Annotated in this window: 23 protein-coding genes; 18 read left to right on the forward strand and 5 right to left on the reverse strand. The window is 63.2% G+C overall.

From position 1 onward, the window contains the following. Positions 1-157 precede the first annotated feature (157 nt). The 4 genes from FJ980_RS22250 to FJ980_RS22265 all read right to left on the reverse strand — a co-directional run bounded on the left by FJ980_RS22250 (position 158) and on the right by FJ980_RS22265 (position 3317). Complete coding sequence (locus FJ980_RS22250) at positions 158-586, reverse strand: HIT family protein (RefSeq protein WP_140545909.1); 429 nt, start codon at positions 584-586, stop codon at positions 158-160. 259 nt (positions 587-845) lie between these two features. Further along, on the reverse strand, positions 846-2060 hold the full coding sequence (locus FJ980_RS22255; RefSeq protein ID WP_140545910.1) for a GNAT family N-acetyltransferase: 1215 nt from the start codon (positions 2058-2060) through the stop codon (positions 846-848). Positions 2061-2115: 55 nt separating this feature from the next. Next, positions 2116-2844 (reverse strand): glycerophosphodiester phosphodiesterase, encoded by a 729-nt coding sequence (locus FJ980_RS22260; protein WP_140545911.1) that lies wholly within the window; start codon positions 2842-2844, stop codon positions 2116-2118. Positions 2845-2852: 8 nt separating this feature from the next. Beyond that, the gene (locus tag FJ980_RS22265; RefSeq protein ID WP_140545912.1) at positions 2853-3317 is read right to left on the reverse strand and encodes a RidA family protein; all 465 of its coding nucleotides are present in this window, start codon (positions 3315-3317) and stop codon (positions 2853-2855) included. 139 nt (positions 3318-3456) lie between these two features. Here FJ980_RS22265 and FJ980_RS22270 point away from each other — a divergent pair, with 139 nt between their 5' ends. From FJ980_RS22270 to tsf, 5 genes are all read left to right on the forward strand, one after another. Then, complete coding sequence (locus tag FJ980_RS22270) at positions 3457-4287, forward strand: cell envelope integrity EipB family protein (protein WP_140545913.1); 831 nt, start codon at positions 3457-3459, stop codon at positions 4285-4287. Between the two features lie 82 nt (positions 4288-4369). Next, positions 4370-4648 (forward strand): DUF4031 domain-containing protein, encoded by a 279-nt coding sequence (locus FJ980_RS22275; protein ID WP_140545914.1) that lies wholly within the window; start codon positions 4370-4372, stop codon positions 4646-4648. Between the two features lie 38 nt (positions 4649-4686). Beyond that, entirely contained in the window at positions 4687-5256 is a 570-nt protein-coding gene (locus tag FJ980_RS22280) for a LysE family translocator (protein WP_246676510.1), read from the forward strand. Between the two features lie 175 nt (positions 5257-5431). Then, positions 5432-6211 (forward strand): 30S ribosomal protein S2, encoded by a 780-nt coding sequence (gene rpsB / locus FJ980_RS22285; RefSeq protein ID WP_140545916.1) that lies wholly within the window; start codon positions 5432-5434, stop codon positions 6209-6211. A gap of 121 nt (positions 6212-6332) precedes the next feature. Beyond that, positions 6333-7253: a translation elongation factor Ts gene (gene tsf, locus FJ980_RS22290; protein WP_140545917.1), complete on the forward strand. Its 921-nt coding sequence runs from the start codon at positions 6333-6335 to the stop codon at positions 7251-7253. Positions 7254-7306: 53 nt separating this feature from the next. Here the strand turns inward: tsf and FJ980_RS22295 are convergent, their stop codons facing one another. Beyond that, on the reverse strand, positions 7307-8233 hold the full coding sequence (locus tag FJ980_RS22295) for a LysR family transcriptional regulator (RefSeq protein WP_140545918.1): 927 nt from the start codon (positions 8231-8233) through the stop codon (positions 7307-7309). A 114-nt stretch (positions 8234-8347) separates the two neighbouring features. Between FJ980_RS22295 and FJ980_RS22300 the strand changes: the two genes are divergently transcribed. The 13 genes from FJ980_RS22300 to lpxB all read left to right on the forward strand — a co-directional run bounded on the left by FJ980_RS22300 (position 8348) and on the right by lpxB (position 21472). Next, complete coding sequence (locus FJ980_RS22300) at positions 8348-8875, forward strand: nuclear transport factor 2 family protein (RefSeq protein WP_140545919.1); 528 nt, start codon at positions 8348-8350, stop codon at positions 8873-8875. 35 nt (positions 8876-8910) lie between these two features. After that, positions 8911-10020: an aldo/keto reductase gene (locus tag FJ980_RS22305; protein WP_140545920.1), complete on the forward strand. Its 1110-nt coding sequence runs from the start codon at positions 8911-8913 to the stop codon at positions 10018-10020. A 168-nt stretch (positions 10021-10188) separates the two neighbouring features. Then, on the forward strand, positions 10189-10911 hold the full coding sequence (gene pyrH / locus FJ980_RS22310) for a UMP kinase (RefSeq protein WP_095765617.1): 723 nt from the start codon (positions 10189-10191) through the stop codon (positions 10909-10911). An 84-nt stretch (positions 10912-10995) separates the two neighbouring features. Then, a complete protein-coding gene (frr, locus tag FJ980_RS22315) occupies positions 10996-11550 on the forward strand; it encodes a ribosome recycling factor (protein ID WP_140545921.1) in 555 nt (184 codons plus the stop codon). Between the two features lie 31 nt (positions 11551-11581). Next, positions 11582-12301, forward strand: a complete 720-nt coding sequence (locus FJ980_RS22320) for an isoprenyl transferase (RefSeq protein WP_140545922.1) — start codon at positions 11582-11584, stop codon at positions 12299-12301. An 11-nt stretch (positions 12302-12312) separates the two neighbouring features. Further along, complete coding sequence (locus FJ980_RS22325; RefSeq protein ID WP_140545923.1) at positions 12313-13128, forward strand: phosphatidate cytidylyltransferase; 816 nt, start codon at positions 12313-12315, stop codon at positions 13126-13128. Positions 13129-13232: 104 nt separating this feature from the next. After that, the gene (gene rseP, locus FJ980_RS22330; RefSeq protein WP_140545924.1) at positions 13233-14375 is read left to right on the forward strand and encodes an RIP metalloprotease RseP; all 1143 of its coding nucleotides are present in this window, start codon (positions 13233-13235) and stop codon (positions 14373-14375) included. A gap of 218 nt (positions 14376-14593) precedes the next feature. Further along, a complete protein-coding gene (gene bamA / locus FJ980_RS22335) occupies positions 14594-16957 on the forward strand; it encodes an outer membrane protein assembly factor BamA (protein WP_140545925.1) in 2364 nt (787 codons plus the stop codon). A 78-nt stretch (positions 16958-17035) separates the two neighbouring features. Further along, positions 17036-18091 (forward strand): UDP-3-O-(3-hydroxymyristoyl)glucosamine N-acyltransferase, encoded by a 1056-nt coding sequence (gene lpxD / locus FJ980_RS22340; protein WP_140545926.1) that lies wholly within the window; start codon positions 17036-17038, stop codon positions 18089-18091. After that, the gene (fabZ, locus tag FJ980_RS22345; protein WP_095765364.1) at positions 18084-18545 is read left to right on the forward strand and encodes a 3-hydroxyacyl-ACP dehydratase FabZ; all 462 of its coding nucleotides are present in this window, start codon (positions 18084-18086) and stop codon (positions 18543-18545) included. The genes lpxD and fabZ overlap by 8 nt, the downstream gene beginning before the upstream one ends. Positions 18546-18560: 15 nt before the next feature. After that, positions 18561-19397: an acyl-ACP--UDP-N-acetylglucosamine O-acyltransferase gene (gene lpxA, locus FJ980_RS22350; RefSeq protein WP_140545927.1), complete on the forward strand. Its 837-nt coding sequence runs from the start codon at positions 18561-18563 to the stop codon at positions 19395-19397. Beyond that, complete coding sequence (lpxI, locus tag FJ980_RS22355) at positions 19384-20301, forward strand: UDP-2,3-diacylglucosamine diphosphatase LpxI (RefSeq protein WP_140545928.1); 918 nt, start codon at positions 19384-19386, stop codon at positions 20299-20301. The genes lpxA and lpxI overlap by 14 nt, the downstream gene beginning before the upstream one ends. Continuing rightward, on the forward strand, positions 20291-21472 hold the full coding sequence (gene lpxB, locus FJ980_RS22360) for a lipid-A-disaccharide synthase (protein ID WP_140545929.1): 1182 nt from the start codon (positions 20291-20293) through the stop codon (positions 21470-21472). Before lpxI ends, lpxB begins: the two co-directional genes overlap by 11 nt. Positions 21473-21623: the final 151 nt, after the last annotated feature.

Below are 21623 nucleotides of genomic sequence, written 5' to 3' on the forward strand. Positions count from 1 at the left end.
TGCGCGGCAGTTGCGGCACAAGGCTGCGTTTGTTGCCGTCCTTGCCCTTCGGCTCCGGCTTCTGCGCCACGGCCTTCATGTGAAATGCAAAAGAGCCCCGGCATGGGGCTCTTTTCTTTTGAGCGGTCAGCGCGCAGTCGCCGGGTCGAAGGCTGGGTCAGCTTCCCAGCGCCGCGCGGATCTTGCCGGCGTTCTCGGCCAGCACTTCGGGCTTCTCCATCTGGCCGGAATGCGGCTTCAAGGATATGCCTTCGAAGCGCGGAATGACATGGACATGGAGATGGTAGACGGTCTGCCCGGAAGCCGATTCGTTGAACTGCATGAGGGTGACGCCGTCGGCATCGAAGGCCTTTTTCACTGCCACGGCCAGCTTCTGGACGACCGCGAACAGCGGACCGAGCGTTGCCGGATCGGCGTCGAGCATGTTGCGCGACGGCGCCTTGGGCATCACCAGCGTGTGGCCCATGCCTTGCGGCATCACATCCATGAAGGCGACGACCGCATCGTCCTCGTAGACGCGGTGCGACGGAATCTCGCCGCGCAGGATTTTCGCGAAGATGTTGCCGGGATCATAGGCTTCGGCCATGGGGTGACACTCCCAATTGCATTTGCCGTCCGGTGTATCGAAGCCGCCGACGGGCGGCAAGGCGCTCAGGCGAGATCGACAAAGCGCCTCGTAAGGAATGGATGCAGCCGATGCGCCTTAAGTCTCTGTTTTCATGCAGGTCGTTCTCGCCGCTGCGAAGTTTTGGTCGGCATGCATCAAGCCCGCGTCATTCGCTCAGGACTATCGGCTGTTGTTGACGGCACGCCGTGCTGCCGGAAAGCCACACCGACCGCGAGACCTATTCCCCAAGATCCTTGCGGAACGGCGTGTGCTCTTCGAGATATTCGCTCATGCGCTCGACCTCGCGTCGCTCGCGCCTGAGATAGTCGGCGACGGCGTTGCGCAAACCGGGATGCGAGAAGTAGTGCGCCGAATGCATGGTCACCGGCCGGTAGCCGCGCGCCAGCTTGTGCTCGCCCTGCGCGCCTGCCTCCACCACCTTGAGCTTGCGCTCGATGGCGAAATCGATCGCCTGATGGTAGCAGACCTCGAAATGCAGGAAGGGGTGATCCTCGATGCAACCCCAGTTGCGTCCGTAGAGCGCGTCGGAACCGATGAAGTTGATGGCGCCGGCAATGTAGCGGCCGTTCCGCTTTGCCATCACCAGGAGGATGTCGTCGGCCATGCGCTCGCCGATCAGCGAGAAGAACTGTCGGTTGAGATAAGGCCGCCCCCATTTCCTGCCGCCGGTATCCATGTAGAAGGCGAAGAAATCGTCCCAGGCGCTTTCGGTGATGTCCTTGCCGGTCAGCCAGTCAATCGAGATGCCGTCGGCAAGCGCTTCGCGGCGCTCCTTCTTCATTGCCTTGCGCTTGCGCGAGGCAAGCGTGGCGAGGAAGTCGTCATAGGTCGAAAAGCCTTCGTTGAAGAAATGGAACTGCTGGTCGGTGCGATGCAGGAAGCCCGCCGCTTCCAGCGTCGCCACATCCGGCTCGGTTGCGAAGGTGACATGCGCGGACGAGACGCCGAGCTTGTCGGTCACGAGCTTCAGGCCTTCCGCCAGTCCTGCCTTCACCGCACTTTCATTTTCGCCTTTGCCGACCAGCAGGCGAGGGCCGGTGACTGGTGAAAACGGCACCGAGCATTGCAACTTGGGATAATAGCGGCCGCCGGCTCGCTCGAAGGCATCCGACCAGCCGTGGTCGAAGACATATTCGCCCTGGCTGTGCGATTTGAGGTAACAAGGGACGGCGCCGAGCAACCTGCCTTGCGCGGTTTCCAGCCGCAGGTGATGACCCTGCCAGCCGGTGCGCCGGACAGCGCAGCCGGAATCTTCCAATGCGCTTAGAAAAGCGAATGAAACCAGCGGGTTGTAACCGTTTTCTTGGTCGCCGCGCGTGGTTCCGGCAAAGCCGTTCCATTCCTCGCAGGTGAAGGCGCCGATACCCGCCGCGATGCGGATCGCATAATCCGCGTTCGCTGCCTGTCCATCGTCTTCGTCGCCCTGATCCATGGGGCTTATTTAAGCTTCGCAGGGGCAGCTACAAGTCACGTTTGAGGCACCCGGCTCAGCCAACTCTCACCACGCCGGGCTCGAAACCCTCGAAGGTCATCTGGTCGGCATATTTGAAGGTGAGGTCGACCGCCGGCTGGTCATGCACGGTCCAGGTGATGACCGGCATCTTCAGCTTTTCGCGCACGAAGCTGACGAAGGGGTTGGGCAGGTCGCCGGCAGCGTAGGAGGTGAAGGCGAGGTCGTGCGCGAGCATCGCGAAATGCGCCTCGATCAGCTGATTGTCCCTGCCATAGGCGGTCAGCCCGCCGGGGATGCCGGGGGCCTCCTTGGCGAAGTCGCGGATCAGCCAGTGATCGAACGACATGATCGCTACCTTGCCGTTGTAGCGCTTGAGCAGCCGGCCGACGCTGGCCACCAGCCCGGCATCATGGCCAGGAACGCCTTTCAACTCGACCACCAGCGGCACACGGCCGTCGATCAGGTCGAGCGCCTCCTCGAGCGTCGGCACGTGGTCCTTGGTGCCGCCGATCTTGAGCGTCGCCAGTTCGGCCGCGGTGCGTTGCCAGACGAAGCCATCTTGGCCGGTGAGGCGTTTCAGCTCGCCGTCATGGATGATGACCGGGACGCCGTCGGACGAGATATGCACGTCGCATTCGATGGCATAGCCGCGCTCGGCGGCCGCGGCGAAAGCCGACAGCGTGTTTTCCCAGCGCGTCTTGTTCATGTCGTGGAAGCCGCGATGCGCGAGGGGCTGCGCAATCAGCCAGGACAGATCGGTCATGTTGAGCCTCACTCGACTTCGAAGATCGCTTCGATCTCGACCGCGGCGTTGAGCGGCAGCGAGGCGGTGCCGACGGCGGAGCGGGCATGCTTGCCGCGCTCGCCGAGTGCGGCGACCAGGAAGTCGGAGGCGCCGTTGGCGACAAGATGCTGCTCGACGAAATCCGGCGCGGAGGCGACGAAGACGGTGATCTTGACCAGGCGCCGGATCCTTTCGAGATAGCCCAGTGCGGCCTTGGCCTGCGCCAGGAGGTTGATGGCGCAGAATTTCGCGCCCTCCTTGCCTGCAGCGGTGTCGATGTCGCGGCCGAGCAACCCGCTTGCCTGCAGCTTGCCGTCCTTCAGCGGCAACTGGCCGGCGGTGAACAGCGTGCTGCCGGTGCGGCAATAGGGCACGTAGTTGGCGGCGGGCGCGGCGGCGGCCGGGAGGGTGACGCCAAGATCGCTTAGCCGCTTTTCGATTGTTTCGCTCATTGGTTTTCCCTATTGCTGGAAGACGCCGCGTTGGCCGGGCCGAAATTGCTATTTTTGCCTCGCTTCCGCCACGACTTTTTTTAAGCTGGACCATCTTTCCCTGCGGTCTGCCTCGCGGCCGCGACGATCGGAGCAACGCATGCGCGCAACGCGCCTTTTTTTCGCCGCCGCCTGTTTCTCGGCGATGCTGCCGATGGCGCCGGCCCTTGCGGTGCCCGCGCTGCAGGCGCATCGCGCCGTCTACGATCTCACGCTCAACAAGGCCTCCGACCGCTCAGGCATTACCGGCATCACCGGCCGCATGGTCTATGAGTTCAATGGTTCCGCCTGCGAAGGCTATACGGTGAAATTCCGCTTCGTCACCCAGATTGCCACCGCCGAAGGTACGAAGCTGACGGACCAGCAGACGACCACGTTCGAGGATGCCGAGGGCAAAACTTTTTCGTTCGTGACGAAATCCTTCACCGACCAGAACCTCGACAAGGAAGTGAAAGGCACCGCGACCCGGGAGCAGAAGGGCCTCAAAGTCGAGATCGACAAGCCTGAGAAGAACAGCCTCGAGCTTGCAGCGACGCAGTTCCCGACCCAGCATCTGGTCGAGCTGATCGGCAAGGCCGAAAAGGGCGAGAATTTCTACCAGACCAACCTGTTCGACGGCTCCGAGGACGCCAACAAGGTGATGACCACCACCGTCATCGTCGGCAAGAAGACCGACGTCCAGAAATCCGACCCGGAGGCGCCGGCGCTGGCCAAGCTCGCCACCGACAAATACTGGCCGGTCGACATCGCCTATTTCGACGATACCGACAACAAAGGCGAAGAGGTGCCGGAATACCGGATCAGCTTCAAGCTGCACGAGAACGGCATCACCCGCGACCTCGTCATGGACTATGGCGAATTCTCGATGACCGGCAAGCTGGTGAACCTGTCGCTGTTCGATCAGACCAAGCCTTGCCCGGCGTCGAAATAGCAATTGCTGACGGCAGCCGGCCCGGCTTGCAGGCTTGGCCTCCGAATACCATGCGTGAGGCTCACCGAATGCGGTGGGCCTGATGGCAGTCTATGTCGATGCGGCGATCTGGAAATGGGCCGGCCACCGCTGGTGCCATCTGCTCGCCGACAATACCGACGAACTCCATCGCTTTGCAGCCGAGCTGGGCCTTAAGCGCTCGTCCTATCAGGGGCCGCCCAAGACATCGGCGCCGCATTACGATATCACTGGCTTCGAGCGTGATCGCGCGGTCAGGCTTGGGGCGATCGAATGCAGCCGCGAGGACATCGTGGCGATCTTCCGCCGCGTGCGGGTTGCGAATGGGAAGGTAAGACGATGACGGTGACGGCGTTCCTGGCTTATTGCGTCGCGATCTCATTGGCCGCCGCCACGCCTGGACCGGCGATGTTCGCGGTCATCACCAATGGTCTGTCGCGTGGGTTCTTGCGCGCTTTCATAGCCGGCATGGGGGTCGCCGCTGGCGACGCCGTCCTGGTCACCCTGGCGTTGCTCGGGTTGGTGGCCTTGGCCCAGACCTTCGAGTGGATTTTTCTTTTGCTGAAATACGCCGGCGCCGCTTACCTGGTCTTTCTCGGCATCAGGATGTGGCGGGCCGCCGCCCAGAAGCCGGACGACTCTCGCCAGAAACAGGCGCGGCTGTCGCGGTCCTTCTTTCTCGGCGCATCCATTGCGCTCGGCAATCCGAAGGCCATTCTGTTCCATGCCTCCATCATGCCGCTGATCCTCAACCTTGATACTATGACCTTCGCCGATGGCCTGCTCGTGGTCCTTGTCGTGGTCAGCGTCAATATCATCACCATGGGCCTCTATGCCGCGATGGCGGGGCGGGCAGCCGGGTGGTTCAAGACCCCAAAGCGCATGCGCCTCATGAACAGGCTCGCTGGCGGCGCGATGATCGGTACCGGTGCGCTGATTGCCGCACGTTGATGCGCGAAGTGACACCCGGCTTGCCTTTGTGACGCTTCCCCTCTATATGCGCGCTCATTCCACACACGGACTTTGGTGTCTGCCCGGGAGAAATCCGGCTGAGACCTCCGGTGGCATCAGGACATAAGTCCGAAATGCCTGTGTCCGTGGAGGCCAACCGGAAAGGAACTAAAGAATGGCTCTGCCAGATTTCAGCATGCGCCAGCTTTTGGAAGCTGGTGTTCACTTCGGCCACCAGACTCACCGCTGGAACCCGAAGATGGCGCCTTACATCTATGGCGCCCGCAACAACATCCACATCATCGACCTGTCGCAGACGGTGCCGCTGCTGCACCAGGCCCTGAAGCAGGTGTCCGACACCGTCGCCAAGGGCGGCCGCGTGCTGTTCGTCGGCACCAAGCGCCAGGCGTCCGACATCGTCGCCGACGCGGCGCAGCGTTCGGCCCAGTACTATGTCAATTCGCGTTGGCTGGGCGGCATGCTCACCAACTGGAAGACGATCTCGAACTCGATCCAGCGCCTGCGCAAGCTCGACGAGACGCTCTCCGGCGAGGCCCAGGGCCTCACCAAGAAGGAGCGCCTGAACCTCGACCGCGAGCGCGAGAAGCTCAACAAGGCTCTCGGCGGCATCAAGGACATGGGCTCGACGCCGGACCTGATGTTCGTCATCGACACCAACAAGGAAGCAATCGCCATCCTCGAGGCCAAGCGCCTCGGCATCCCGGTCGTGGCCATCATCGATTCGAACTGCGACCCGGACAAGATCGACTTCCCGATCCCCGGCAATGACGACGCGGCCCGCGCCATCCAGCTCTATTGCGACCTGATCGCCAAGGCCGCCATCGACGGCATCGCCCGTCAGCAGGGCGCGCTCGGCGTCGACATCGGCGCCTCGGCCGAGGCTCCGGTCGAGCCAGCGCTCGGCGCTCCGGCTGCCGAAGCTCCGGAAGCTTGATAAGGAAGGCCGGATCCCGGCCTTCATCTTTCCAATAAGTTGGCGCGCTAAAGCGCTTTTGCCGAGCGCATCACCCGAGTCCCGGTTGGTGCGTCGGCGCATTTGAGACAAAGAGGCGACAATGAGCATTTCGGCTGCACAGGTCAAAGAACTCCGCGACTTGACCGGCGCGGGCATGATGGACTGCAAGGCGGCGTTGAACGAGACCAACGGCGACATGGAAGCGGCCGTCGACTGGCTGCGCAAGAAGGGTATCTCCAAGGCCGACAAGAAGGCCGGGCGCACTGCCGCCGAGGGCCTGATCGGCGTCGACGCCGGCGTGCGTGAAGCGGCCATCGTCGAGGTCAATTCCGAAACCGACTTCGTCGCCCGCAACGAGCAGTTCCAGCAACTGGTCCGCAATGTCGCGAAGGTCGCGCTCGCCTATGGCGCAACCGAAGCGGTTGCCGCCGCCAAGTATCCGGGCTCCGACAAGACGGTCACCGAGACCGTCAAGGACGCGGTCGGCACCATCGGCGAGAACATCAATTTCCGCCGTTCGGCCAAGCTCACCGTGCCGCATGGCGTGGTGGCGACCTATGTCCACAATGCGGTTGCCGATGGGCTGGGCAAGCTCGGCGTGCTGGTCGCGATCGAGACCACCGGCAACGAGCATGCCGCGAACTCCTTTGCCCGCCAGGTTGCCATGCACGTCGCCGCCACTAACCCGGTGGCGCTGACGGCCGAAGAGGTCGACCCGGCGCTGATCGAGCGCGAGAAGGCGATCTTCTCCGACCAGGCGCGCCAGTCGGGCAAGCCGGAAGCCATCATCGAGAAGATGGTCGAGGGCCGTCTGCGCAAGTTCTACGAAGAGGTGGTGCTTTTGAAGCAGGCGTTCGTGCTCAATCCCGACATCACTGTCGAGAAGGCGCTGAAAGACGCGGAGAAGGAGATTGGCGCTCCGGCGAAGATCACCGCCTATCTGCGCTTTGCTCTCGGCGAAGGCATCGAGAAGGAAACGACCGATTTCGCGGCGGAAGTCGCGGCCGCGGTCAAGAAATAGCTCCGATCCGAGGGGAGCGCGCAGCGTTTCCTTAAGGTGACGAGCTCACGAGCTCAGGCGACTCGGCCGGGTGTCCGCATGGATGCCCGGCCGATTTCTTGCGCGGTGTCGATAAAGGCCCTGAGCTTCGGCGCCATCGACGCGCGGCGCGGAAAATAAAGGAAGAGTCCGGGCTCCTCGATCGCCGTCTGCGGCAGGATCTGGACGAGGCGGCCGGCGGCAAGGTCGGCGCGCACCAGCGGCTCGAAGACGTAGGCGAGCCCGACGCCGGCCAGCGCCAGGTCGATGGCGCCAAGCGAATCTGTGACGATGGCCGTGCCGCGCGTTTCGACGACGACATCCTTGCCGTTGTCGTTCAGGTCCCAGCGATAAAGCGCCCCCGATCGGACCAGCCGGTAGCCGATGCAGTTGTGGTTGGCGAGATCGGCCACGTCGCGCGGACGGCCGTGCTTTGCGACATAGGCGGGAGAAGCAACGATCACGGCGTTGAACGGCGGCGTCATCCTGACGGTGATCATGTCCTGCGCGATCATTTCACCCAGCCGGATGCCGGCGTCAAACCCTTCCCCGACGATATCGATAAGGCCCTGATCGGCAACGATCTCGACCGTCACGTCGGGGTAGCGTTCGGCCATCGCCGCGACCACCGGCGTCACCGCCAGGGGGATCGCTATGGTGGAGGCGTTGATCCTGAGCAGGCCGGCGGGCCTTCCCTTCACGCCGCGGATGCGGTCCATCCGCTCGGCGATGTCCTGCAGGGCAGGGCCCGCCGTCTCCACCAGCGCTTTGCCTGCCTCGGTCAGCGAGACGCTGCGCGTCGTGCGCGCAAAGAGCGGCTGGCCGACACGCTCCTCCACCAGCCGCACCGCATGGCTGACGGCAGACGGGCTCATGCCGAGCTCAGCCGCGGCAAGCGCGAAGCCTCCGCGCCGCGCCACGGCGACGATGACCGGAAGGTGTGTGAGCAGATCGCGATCCATTCATGAATGATATCGCACAGTCTTTTCGAACAATGCAATCTTATCGATGCCCCTGAGCCGGCTCATATTGGCGTCAACATGTTGGCGGTGGGCTGATGGCCAAGGAGAGACGAAATGAACGCGTTGAGACATGTAACTTTTGCCGCAGGAATAGTGCTGGCGCCGGTCAATGCCGGCGGTGCCGAACCGGCCGGCTGGCAGGCCCTTGCCGACGAGCGCGCCGTCATCCGCATCGCAGACGCCATCGACCGCGCGGTGGATGCGCAGGACTGGAAGCTGGCGCGCAGCTATTTCGCAGAGCGTGTCACCGGCGATTTCAGCAGCCTGTCCGGCCAGCCCGCGGCCAACATTGCGTCCGACGACCTGATCGGCGCCTGGGCGGGCAACCTCAAGGGCAGCAAGACCAGCCTGCATCTGCGCACCAACCATCAGGTCGTGCTCGAAGCCGATGCCGCGACTGTCCGCTCCAACGGCTATGCCTGGAACCGGATGGAAGGCAATGGCGATCCGCTCTGGGAAGTCTGGGGCACCTATGAGCACCACCTGACGCGCTCGGCTTCCGGCTGGAAGGTCGACGGCTTCACCTTCCGCATGACGCATGAGCGCGGCAATCCCTGGGTCAAGGCGACCCCCGGCCAGTGACCGGCAGGAAATCCGTTCAGAATCGGGAGACCACCATGACCATGAGCTATTACACGCTTGGCAACAGCGGCCTGCGCGTCAGCCGGCTGGCACTTGGCACCATGACCTTCGGCACCGAATGGGGCTGGGGCGCGGACAGGGACACAGCCCGCGCGATGTTCGACGCCTATGTCGAAGCGGGCGGCAACTTCTTCGACACGGCCGACCTCTATACCGGCGGTACCGCCGAGACCTGGCTCGGCGAGTTCGTCGCCGAGCGCGGCCTGCGCGACAAGGCGGTGATCGCCACAAAATTCACCATGAATTCCGAGGCCGGCAATCCGAATGCCGGCGGCAACGGCCGCAAGAACATCATGCGGGCCGTGGACGCCTCGCTGAAACGGCTCGGCACCGACTATATCGACCTTTATCTTCTGCATGTCTGGGACAGGATTACCCCGGCCGAGGAGGTGCTGCGCACGCTGGACGACCTCGTTCGCGCCGGCAAGGTGCGCCATATCGGCCTCTCCGACGTGCCGGCTTGGTACGCCGGCCGCGCCCAGGCGATTGCCGAACTGCGCGGCTACGAGCCGGTCTCGGCGCTGCAGCTCGAATATTCGCTCACCGAGCGCGCCATCGAACATGAATATGTGCCTTTCAGCACCCGTCATGGCGCCGGCATCATGGTGTGGAGCCCGCTGGCCAGCGGGCTGCTCAGCGGCAAATACAAGCCGACGCAAGCCGGAAGGGCCGGGCGGCTCGACGGTTTCCGCAACACCACGCATCCCGGCTTCCAGAAGTTCAGCGACCGCAACTGGGCGATCGTGGCGGAGCTCGAGAAGGTGGCGGCCGAACTCGGCCGCAGCATGGCCCAGGTTGCGCTCAACTGGGCGGCGACGCAGCCAGGCATCGCTTCCGTCATCCTTGGAGCGACGAAGCTCACTCAGCTGCAGGACAATCTCGGCGCGCTCGATTTTTCGATTCCCGCCGAGCTTCGCGCGCGACTGGAAAAGGTCAGCGCCATGCCGGCGCCGTTCCCGCATTCCTATTTCGGCTCCGAGATCCAGGTCCGGGTGACTGGCGGCGCCGTGACCGGCGACAAGCCGGCCGGTTATTCGCCCGCGGTCATGATCGAAGGCGAGGCGGTCAGCGTCTCCAGCCGTTGATCAAAGAGGCGGCAACTGACCGAAAAAGCCTGGAATTTTGCACGAGGGCGCGGCGTGACATCGCCGCGCCCTTCGTGTATCGGGTCAACCCGTCATGACAGCATCGCCGGATGAAGCGGGGGCGGTTTTGCCTCCAAAATTGCCGCGCCGAGATATTCGAGGAATGAGATGACGGTGAAGCCCCTCTATCGACGTGTCGTGCTGAAGGCTTCGGGCGAAGCGTTGATGGGCGAGCAGCATTTCGGCATCGATGTCTCCGTTGTCGACCGCATCGCCGCCGACATTGCCGAGGCGCGCGCGCTGGGCGTCGAAGTGGGTGTCGTCATCGGCGGCGGCAATATTTTTCGCGGCGTGGCTGTGGCCTCGAAAGGCGGCGACCGGGTCACCGGCGATCACATGGGCATGCTCGCCACCGTCATCAACTCGCTGGCGCTGCGCACCTCGCTCAACAAGATCGGCGTCGATGCCGTCGTGCTTTCGGCGATCGCCATGCCGGAACTTTGCGAGAGTTTTTCCCAACGCCAGGCGACAGCCTATATGAACCAGGGCAAGGTGGTCATATTCGCCGGCGGAACCGGCAATCCGTTCTTCACCACCGATTCGGCCGCGGCCCTGCGCGCCGCCGAGATCGGCGCCGATGCGCTGTTCAAGGGCACGCAGGTCGACGGGGTCTATTCGGCCGACCCCAAGAAGGACCCGAACGCGGTCCGTTTCGACCGCATCAGCCACGCCGAAGTCATCAAACGCGGTCTTGCGATCATGGACACCGCCGCGATTGCACTTGCGCGTGAAAACAACATTCCGATAATCGTCTATTCGATCCACGAAAAAGGTGGTTTCGGCGATATTCTAAGGGGCGGCGGCCATTGCACGGTCGTCGCGGACAAATAACCGAGGCCGGGATCCGTTGAACGGTACCGCGGACGGGACGACGGCATAAGCAGTGAACCCGGCGAACGGGTCGAGGAGATGATCATGAGTGGCGAGTTCGAAGACCTGAAGCGACGCATGGACGGGGCGATCGCCGCCTTCAAGCACGACCTGGCGTCGCTGCGCACCGGCCGAGCCTCCAGCAACCTGCTCGACGCCGTCCAGGTCCAGGCCTACGGCACGACGATGCCGATCAACCAGGTCGCCAACGTGACGGTGCCGGAGCCGCGCATGATTTCGGTCTCGGTCTGGGACAAGTCGATGGTCAGCGCGGTCGACCGCGCTATCCGCGAAGCCAATCTGGGCTTCAATCCGATCGTCGACGGCACCAATCTCAGGATCCCGCTGCCGGAGCTCAATGAGCAGCGCCGCAAGGAACTGGTCAAGATCTCGCATGGCTATGCCGAGAACGCACGCGTCGCGGTGCGCCATGTCCGCCGCGACGGCATGGATTTCCTCAAGAAGGCTGAGAAGGACGGCACCATCAGCGAGGACGATCACCGCAAGCGATCCGACCAGGTCCAGAAGCTGACCGACGAGATGATCAGCACCATCGATCACCTGCTTTCCGATAAGGAAGCTGAAATCATGCAGGTTTAGGGTCGGGGTTTTCCGGCTCGAAAGCGAGACCATGGCAACGCCCGCGCATGTCGCGATCATCATGGATGGAAACGGACGCTGGGCCAAGGCGCGCGGCCTGCCGCGCCTTGCCGGGCATCGCGCCGGCGTCGAGGCTCTGCGCAAGACGGTGCGCGCCGCACCCGAGCTCGGCATCTCCTATCTGACGGTCTACGCATTTTCCTCGGAGAACTGGTCGCGGCCGAAATCCGAGGTCAGCGACCTCATGGGGCTTTTGAAGCTGTTCATCCGCCGCGATCTCGCCGAACTGCATCAGAACGGCGTGCGGGTGAGAGTGATCGGCGACAAAGAGGGGCTGCAGCCCGATATCCGGGGGCTGCTGCAGGAGGCCGAATCGCTGACCGCCGGCAACGAGGCGCTGACACTGGTCATCGCCTTCAATTACGGCGGCCGCGACGAGATCGTGCGCACAGCGCGCAAGCTCGCGGAGGCCGTGGCGCGCGGCGACATGGCGAGCGAGGCTATCACGGCGGAAAGCTTCGCTGCGTCGCTCGACACAAAGGGCATTCCCGATCCCGAGCTGGTGATCAGGACCAGCGGCGAGCTCAGGCTGTCGAATTTCCTTCTCTGGCAGGCTGCCTATAGCGAGCTCGTCTTCCTGCCTTGCTATTGGCCGGACTTCAGCCGCGAGCACCTGGCCGACGCCCTGCGCGACTTTGCCGGCCGTGAAAGACGCTTTGGCGGGCTCGCCGCCCGCGATGTCGCGCTTTAGGCGCCGCACGCATGAGCAACCTCCAGCAGCGCGTCATCTCGGCAATCGTGATGGCGGCTCTGACGCTTGCGCTCACCTGGCTCGGCGGATTGCCGTTCCGGCTGTTCTGCGCCGCAATGGCGGCGCTGATCTTCTATGAATGGACGCGCATGGCGCGCGCCGGGAACGGCGCGGCTCTCGGCTGCCTGCCCGAAGTGCTGATTCTGATCTTCGTCGGCGCGCTGATCGCCGGTCTGCCGGCCTTGTGGCTGCTGCTCATCGTCGCCGTGCTTGTGGCGGTCGCGGCCATTGCCGCTCGAATAAAGGGGGCCGCGCCGTGGGAAGCCGCGGGAGTGGCCTATGCGGCACTATCCGGCTTTTCGCTCGCCTATCTCCGTGACGACAATCATTCCGGGCTGATTGCGATTCTCTTCCTGTTCGCCGTGGTCTGGGCAACCGACATAGCGGCCTATTTCGTCGGCCGCGCGGTCGGCGGCCCGAAGCTCGCGCCGTCGATCTCGCCCGGCAAGACGCAGAGCGGCGCGCTGGGCGGCGCCGTCGGCGGCGTTATCGCCGGAGTTTTGCTCGCAATCGCAGCCGGCGCCGGCAATCTCGTCCAGCTTGGCCTCGTGGCCCTTGCTCTGTCGATCGTTTCGCAAGCCGGCGACCTGTTCGAATCATGGGTCAAGCGTCGGCACGGCGCCAAGGATTCCAGCAACCTCATTCCCGGCCATGGCGGCGTCATGGACAGGGTGGACGGGCTTGTCGCGGCCGCGTTCGCACTGTACGTCATGGGCTGGGTCGCGGCGGGCGCCGAGCATCCGGCATTGGGGCTTTTTCCGAACTGAACGGCGAAGCAGTAAGGCGAAAAATGGCGCGCGCCACCGATTCGCCCGGATTGATGCCACAGTCGCGGTGGAATGTCGCTCGCGGGCGAATTTGAGGGCATGACTTGAACGACATCTTACATGCGGTTTTCAGCACACAAGGCTTCGTCCTTGGCACGCTCGTGCCGTTTCTGTTCGTGCTGACCGTCGTCGTGTTCGTCCACGAGATGGGCCACTATCTGATCGGCCGCTGGTGCGGCATCGGCGTGAAGGCTTTTTCCATCGGCTTCGGCCCCGAGCTCTTCGGTTTTTACGACCGCCGCGGCACGCGCTGGAAGCTTTGCGCCATTCCGCTTGGCGGCTACGTCAAATTCGTCGGCGACATGAATGCGACGTCGAGCCAGCCGAGCACGGAAGAGATCGAATCGCTGACAGAGGCTGAGCGCGAGGTCGCCTTCCACACACAACCGATCTGGAAGCGCGCCGCTACCGTCGTTGCCGGGCCGCTGTTCAATTTCCTGCTGACGATCGCCGTGTTTGCGGTGCTGTTTTCCCTCTATGGCCGTCCGGTCCTGGAGCCGATGGTGGCCGAGGTCACCGCGGGCAGCCCGGCGGAAAAAGCCGGAATCCAGCCAGGCGACCGATTCGTCAAAGTCGACGGCAGCAAGGTGGAGACTTTCGCCGACGTGCAGCGGCTGGTTTCAGGCCGGGCTGGCGACGCCATCACCTTCACCATGCTGCGCGACGGCAAGGAAATCGAGGTTACGGCCGCGCCGGAGCCCATGGAGCAGCAGGATGCGCTGGGCAACAAGATCAAGGTCGCGGTCATAGGCGTCGTCAACAACGCCGAACTCGGCCAGCCGCGCCTGATCTCCTACACGCCGGCCGGCGCCGTGGTGGCGGCGGTCGAGGAAACCGGGCACGTGATCGAGCGCACCGGCCAGTTCCTGCAGCGCTTTGCGCTTGGGCGCGAGGACAAATGCCAGTTGGGCGGTCCGATCAAGATCGCAAAGATGTCGGGCCAGGCAGCCAAGCTCGGCTTCGAGTGGCTGGTGCAGCTTGTTGCATTTCTGTCAGTCGGAATAGGATTTCTCAATCTCCTGCCGATTCCCCCCCTCGACGGCGGCCACCTGTTGTTCTACGGCGTGGAGGCCGTCATCAGGCGGCCCGTTTCGGAGCGAACGATGGAGATGGCCTACCGGACCGGGTTGTTCCTGGTGCTCGGCTTCATGGGCTTCGTGTTTTGGAACGATCTGTTTGGATGCTGAAATCATGAAGAAATTTGGCTTCAGCGCCGGTCATATTGAGATGCCGTTTACCATGCGTGGGGATATGCGTGACGCGAAAGCCACGCGGTACGGTTAAGTAAATACAAATTAACCGGGAGCCTTGCGTGTAGGGAAAATCCGGTTAATACGGTAAGGGAAAATACCGCACGTCCGGTTTTCTCGCCGTGGGGACTACGAGAAAAAGGTACAAAAGCCCGATGAAGGCAGCATCCAAGTTTCTGAGCGCCGCTTCCGCGGCGGCTTTGTCCGCCGCTCTGGTCGTGCCAGGCGCGCTCGCAGTGCAGTTCGCCGCCACGTCGGTGGCCGAGGCCGCGATCATCTCGCGTGTCGAGGTCAGCGGCAACCAGCGCGTCGATGCGGAAACCATCCGCAATTACATTTCGATCAAGCCGGGCAAGCCTTTTTCCAGCTCCGATATCGACGACGCCGTCAAGGCGCTGTTCGGCACGGGTCTGTTCTCGGACGTTCAGATCAACCAGGTCGGTTCGAGCCTTGTCGTCAAGGTTTCCGAATACAAGGTCGTCAACCAGGTCCTGTTCCAGGGCAACAAGAAGATCAAGGACAACGCGCTTCAGATGGGTATCCAGCTGAAGCCGCGTGCAACCTTCTCGCAGCAGGCGCTGGACGCCGATGTCGAGGCGATCAAGACGGCCTACAAGCGCATCGGCCGCGACGACGCCGCCGTGACCACGCAGGTCATGGATCTCGGCGACAACCGCGTGAACGTGGTCTTCAATATCAACGAAGGCGGCCGCACCCAGATCGCGGCGATCAACTTCGTCGGCAACCACGCTTATTCCAGCCGCCGCCTGTCGGACGTCATCAACACCAAGCGCTCGTCCTGGCTGTCCTTCGTGCTGCGCGACGACGTCTATGACGAGGACAAGCTGCGCGCCGACCAGGAGCTGCTGCGCCGCTTCTACTACAATCACGGCTATGCCGACTTCCAGGTTGTCTCGGCCGTCGGCGAGCTTGACGACGCCACCAACAAATACACGGTCACCATCACCGTGCAGGAAGGCGATCGCTATACGTTCGGCGACGTCAGCGTGGAAAGCACCATTCCTGAAGTCGATTCGAAGTCGCTGGAATCGGCGGTCGAAACCCACAAGGGCGACGTCTACAACGCCAAGGACGTCGAGGATTCGATCGTCGCGTTGACCGAGAAGGTCGCGGGTTCGGGTTATGCCTTCGCTCAGGTGACGCCGCGCGGCGACCGCGATTTCGAGAACCACACCATTTCCGTCGTCTACACCATCGACCAGGGCACCAAGGCCTATGTCGAGCGCATCGAGATCCGCGGCAACGACCGCACGCGCGACTATGTCATCCGTCGCGAATTCGATGTCAGCGAAGGCGATGCCTTCAACCAGGTTCTCATCCAGCGCGCGAAGAAGCGGCTGGAAGCCCTTGATTATTTCCAGTCTGTCGACATCTCGACGGTCCCCGGCTCGGCGCCTGACCAGGTCGTCCTGGTGGTCACCGTTGTCGAGAAGTCGACCGGCGAATTCTCGGTCGGCGCTGGTTATTCCACTGGCGGCGACACGCCCGGCCCGTCGATCGAAGGCTCGATCACGGAACGCAACTTCCTCGGACGCGGCCAGTACATCAAGCTGTCGGCCGGCGGCGGCAAGCATTCGCGCGACTTTGCTGTTTCCTTCACTGAGCCGTATTTTCTCGGACGGCGCATCGCGGCCGGCTTCGACATCTACAAGTCGACCCGGGAATACAGCCACTACGATACAGACGTTACTGGGGCGACCGTCCGCTTCGGCCTGCCGATCACTGGCAGCGTCTCGACGCAGCTGGCCTATAACATCTCCCAGGAAAAGTATTCGTACCCGGACAATTGCTTAACCGGCGGCGCGCTGGACCCCACAAAATGCGACGTATCTCCGGCGATCCAGGCTGGCATTGCCGAGAGTCCGTGGCTCAAGTCTTCGGTCAGCCTTGGATTGGTTTACAACACCATCGACGACATGAAGAACCCGCATGAGGGTCTGTACGTCACCGGCACGACCGAGTTTGCCGGTCTTGGCGGCGATGCCAAGTGGGTGAAGGTGACCGGGCGCGCCAGTGTTTACCAGACCTTGTCAGAGCAGCTTGATCTGGTGGGCCTGGTTTCGGGCGGCGCAGGCTATCTTGCGGCCTATGGCAGCAACGATCTGCGTGTCTTTGACTATTTCCAGAGCAACGACCGTATGATCCGCGGTTTCGAGTATGGCGGTATTGGCCCTGTGGCTAGCGGAGGCAGCGGCGACCATCTCGGTGGCACGACCTACTTCAATGCCTCGGCTGAAGCGCAGTTCCCGCTGCCGGTCATTCCGGAGAGCTTCGGCCTGCGGGGCGCTGTCTTTGCGGATGCAGCGACGCTCTATGGCAACAACCTTGTCGGTGTCGATTCGTCCTCAACGGGCATGAAGCTCCGTGCTTCGGTCGGTGTGGGCCTGATGTGGGCTTCGCCGTTCGGCCCGATCCGCATCGACTACGCGATCCCGGTCAAGAAAGAGTCGACTGACAACGTTCAGGAATTCAACTTCGGTATCGCGACCCGCTTCTAATTTTGTGGTTGCGATGGTTCCGGGCCGGATGACGGCCCGGAGTGGACCGATCCAACCCAGCTGGATATTACTTCTGGAATGACCGATCCGGTGTTCTTCGCGCCTTCACGCCGGTACACGGCAGGCGAGGTCGCGAATCTGACCGGCGCCAGCTTGTTCGATTCCGATCAGGCCGAAATTGCCATCGAGGCGCTGGCTCCCGCCAACGAGGGTGGCAACGGCGCGCTCGTCTTTGTCGACGGCAAGCGCAATTTCGCCTTGATGCCGTCGCTCAGGGCGGCCGCGGTGCTATGCCCCGCCGATTTTGCCAGCAAGGCGCCGCCGGGCATCGCAGTGCTCATGCATCCGCGCCCGCAGCAAGCTTTCGCGATGGTCGGGCGCCTGTTGTTTCCGCAGGCTGCGACCCCGGGGCCATTGACCGGAGAGACCGGCATATCGCCCCACGCGTTTATCGACCCATCCGCGCATATCGAGGACGGGGCGATCGTAGAGGCGGGCGCCGTGATCGGTCCCGGCGTATCCATCGGCAGCGGCACGGTTGTTGCGCCCCACGCCGTTGTCGGCCGTTCCTGCCAGATCGGCCGCGACGGCTTCATCGGCCCCGGCGTCAGCATTCAATATGCGCTTATCGGCAACCGCGTCATCATCCATGGCGGCGCCAGGATCGGCCAGGACGGTTTCGGCTTTGTCGGCGGCGCCAAAGGGCCTGAACGCGTGCCGCAGATCGGCCGCGTCATCATCCAGGACGACGTCGAGGTGGGTTCCAATTCGACCGTCGACCGCGGCGCCATGTCCGACACCGTCATCGGCCAAGGCACCAAGATCGACAATCTGGTGCAGATCGCCCACAATGTTCGCATCGGCCGCAATTGCATTATAGCCGGGCTTTCGGGTATTTCCGGTTCCGTCGTCGTCGGCGACAATGTCACCATGGGCGGCGGTGTCGGCCTCGCCGATCATCTGACCATCGGGCCAGGAGCCAAGCTTGCTGCGAGAAGTGGATTCATGAACAACGTGCCGGCAGGCGAGGTCTGGGGAGGTTACCCGGCACAACCCATGGCGGAAGCCATGCGTGAGATAGCGATGCTGCGCAGGATGGCCAGGACGCGCAAGCAAGGCGACGGAAATGGCTGATACGGTGGCAACCTCACTCGACGCGGTCGACATCATGGGGCTTATGAAGCTCCTGCCGCATCGCTATCCGTTCCTGCTGATCGATCGCATCGTCGACATTGACGGCGACGAGTCCGCTGTCGGCATCAAGAACGTGACCATCAACGAGCCGCATTTCCAGGGCCACTTTCCCCAGCAGCCGGTCATGCCCGGGGTGCTCATCATCGAGGCCATGGCCCAGACCGCGGGCGCGATCTGCATTCGCAGCCTCAACACCGAGAAGCCGTCGCTGGTTTATTTCATGACCATCGACAACGCGAAATTCCGCAAGCCGGTCGTTCCGGGCGATCAGCTCAGGATCCACGTCAAAAAGATCAAGAAACGCGGCAACCTGCTGAAATTCGCCTGCGAGGCGATGGTCGACGGCGCAAAAGCCGCCGAAGCCGAGGTTTCGGCCATGATGGTTACCGGCTGACGGTTCGAAATGCTCATGAAAGTCGCGACATCCATCCATCCTTCCTCGGTCGTCGAAGAAGGAGCCAGGCTCGGCGAAGACGTCCGTATCGGACCCTTCTGCCATGTCAGCGCCGATTCGATCATCGGCGACCGCGTCGAACTGGTAAGCCATGTGTCGGTGATGGCCGCCACGTCCATCGGGGCCGGGACAAAGGTCTATCCAATGGCGACGCTCGGCGCGCCGCCGCAAAACACCAAGCACAAGGGCGGTCGCACCACTCTGGTCATCGGAGCGAATTGCACCATTCGTGAAGGCGTTACAATGCATGTCGGCACCGACACCAGCCGTGGCGAGACGACTGTCGGCGACAACGGCAACTTCCTCGCCTACGCCCATATCGCCCATGATTGCGTCGTCGGCAAGAATGCCACCTTCGCCAATGGCGCGACACTGGGCGGACATTGCGAGATCGGCGACAACGTCTATATCGGCGGCCTGACCGCCGTTCATCAATTCGTGCGCCTCGGCGACAATGTGTTCATCGGCGGCTGCTCGGCGGTCGTTGGCGACGTCATTCCTTATGCCATCGCCGCCGGCAACCGCGCCAAGCTGCGTGGCCTGAACATCGTAGGCCTCAAGCGCTCCGGCCTGCCGCGTTCCGAAATCTACCTGCTGCGCAGGGCCTATAGGACGATCTTCGATCGTTCCCGCACCGTCGGCGAGAATGTGGAGCTCGCCAAGGCCGAGTTCGCCGAGTCGCCAACGGCCATGAAGATCATCGATTTCATCACAAGTCGCGGCAAACGGCACTTTGCCGTCCCATCGCTCAAGGGTGACGGCGACGACGACAGCGGCGATGACGAGGGCTAAGCCTGCCAAGGCAGGGCTCGTACTCGCGCCGGGCTCGAGGGTCGGCATCATCGCCGGTGGGGGCAGCCTGCCCGTCGAGGTTGCCGATGGCCTGGTCAAGCAAGGTTTTGTGCCCTTCGTGATCATCGCCGAGGGTGAGGTCGACCGCGAGGCGGACTTTTCGGCCTACGAGCGGCAGACGCTGGCACTGGAAGATATCGGCCTGCTGCTTCCCTTGTTGAAGCGCAATGGGATCACGCATCTCGTTCTTGCCGGCGAAATCAAGCGCAGGCCGCGTTTGAGCAAGATTCGACCGACACTTGGCTTGCTGGCCATAATACCTTCTGTGATCAGAGCGCTGAGACGCGGCGACGACGGCTTGCTGAAGATGTTGACCCGAGGCCTTGAAGATCGGGGCATTGCGGTGGTCGGCGCGCATGAGGTCGTTCCCGAACTGACGGCCGGCGAAGGCACGTTGACGGCGGCTCATCCAAATCAATCCGACTGGCGCGACATCAAAGCCGGGCGCGCCGCCGCCAAAGCCATCGGCGCGCTCGATATCGGCCAGGCGGCGATTGCGATAGGAGGTCGAGCCATCGCGCTGGAAGGCGTCGAGGGCACTGCCGGCCTGCTCGACAGAACGCGGGAATTGCGCGGCCACGGCAGGCTGGCCGGCAAGGCGCGCGGCGTGCTGGTCAAATGCGCCAAGCCTGGGCAGGAATTGCGCGCCGACTTGCCCTCCATCGGCCCGCAGACGATCGAAGCCGCACATGCCGCCGGGCTGGCCGGCATTGCGCTGGAAGCCGGCCACTCCCTAATTCTCGAAGGTCCGGAAACGCTGGCGCGCGCCAATGCTCTCGGCCTGTTCATCGTTGGCCTGCCCGCTATGGAGGCTGCCAATGGGGAGCCGGCTAATGGTCTCTGACAAGCCGCTCAAGCTTGCGATCGTCGCCGGCGAGGAATCCGGCGATCTGCTCGGCGCCGACATCGTGCGGGCGCTCGAGCGCACGACGGGCCGCAAGGTGCAGCTCGTCGGCATTGGCGGCCGCCACCTGCAGCAACTGGGGCTGACCCCACTCTTCGACGGCGGCGAGATCGCGCTGATGGGCTTCAGCGCGGTGCTGCGCGACCTGCCGCGGCTGATGCGCCGCATCAGCCAGACGGCGGCGACCATCGCGGCCGAGCGGCCCGATTGCCTGATCACCATCGACAGCCCGGACTTTTCGCTGCGCGTGGCGAAGAAGGTGCGCGCGGCAGCACCCGCCATTCCGATCGTCCATTATGTCTGCCCGAGCGTATGGGCTTGGCGGCCGGGCAGGGCGGTGGCGATGAAGCCCTATGTCGATCACATCCTCTGCATACTGCCGTTCGAGGTGAAGGCGCTCGCTCGTCTTGGCGGACCGCCGGGAACTTATGTCGGCCACCGGTTGACGCGGGATCCGGGCGTGCTAGGCGCCGCCGCGGTGCAGAGCCAGCCGCGCGATCTCACCGACGGCCGCGTCAAGACGGTGCTAGTGCTGCCCGGCTCACGCCGCGGCGAGGTGCGGCGGCTGATCGAACCCTTCGGCAAGGCGATGTCGGCGCTGCGCCAGCGCGGCCACCGCCTGCGCTTGCTGTTGCCGACGGTGCCGCATGTCGCCGAGCTGGTGAAGGCCTCGGTCGCGAGCTGGGATGACAAGCCGGAAATCATCACCGAGCCGGAGCGCAAATGGCAGGCCTTCGGCAAGGCCGATGCGGCGTTGATCGCGTCCGGGACGGTTTCGCTGGAACTGGCGCTCGCAGGCGTTCCGATGATCTCCTGCTACAAGCTCGACCCGATCGCGCGCCAGCTTCTGCAGCATATGGTGACGACGTGGTCGGCGCTGCTGCCCAATTTGATATCCGATCGCGCGCTGGTGCCGGAATTCTACGATCAGTATGTCCGGCCGGAAAACCTGGCGCGGCAGCTGGAAGCGCTGTTTGCCGACACCGGCATGCGCGCCTGGCAAAAGGCGGGCTTTGCCGAGATTGCCCGGCGCATGGCGAGCGAGCGGCCCTCGGGCGAGATCGCCGCCGAGGTGGTGATGGGGTGCATAAAGAGAGCGAATAGGGAGTAGCGAATAGCGAATAGGGCTGTGTCGGCTTCGCCCGTTTCCCCTATTCGCTACTCCCTATTCGCTATTCGCTCAATTACCTTTTCGCAATCGGCACGTAATCGCGTTCCGGCTGATGGGCTTCGGCCACCGCGTCTACAAGAACTACGATCCG

The sequence above is a fragment of the Mesorhizobium sp. B1-1-5 genome, from assembly GCF_006443065.1.
Classification (GTDB): Bacteria; Pseudomonadota; Alphaproteobacteria; order Rhizobiales; family Rhizobiaceae; genus Mesorhizobium.